This window comes from Streptomyces sp. 4F14, from assembly GCF_048159485.1.
GTDB lineage: Bacteria > Actinomycetota > Actinomycetes > Streptomycetales > Streptomycetaceae > Streptomyces.
The window spans coordinates 1-306 of record NZ_JBLRVY010000443.1; the positions used below are offsets into that span (position 1 = coordinate 1).

1 pseudogene is annotated in these 306 nt (G+C 67.0%); it reads left to right on the plus strand.

Annotated elements, in window-relative coordinates:
• A pseudogene (locus ACLZOT_RS51510) lies at positions 1–306 on the plus strand (hydrogenase); the annotation flags it as partial.

Genomic DNA, 306 nt, shown 5'->3' on the forward strand with positions numbered 1-306 from the left:
CGAGTCCGCGGAGTACATGTTCGACCACAACATCTTCCAGGAGAACCTGGTCGGGGTCGACTACTGCGAGAAGATGGTCCGCGAGACCAACCCCGGCGTCCTCGAACTCGCCGAGCGCACCGAGGCCCCGCACGCCGCCGAGCACGGCTACCGCACCATCGCCGACATCATGCGCTCGCTGAACCCGCTGGAGGGCGAGTTCTACCGCGAGGCGCTTCAAGTCAGCCGCTACACGCGGGAGATGTTCTGCCTGATGGAGGGGCGCCATGTGCACCCCTCCACGCTCTACCCGGGCGGCGTCGGCAC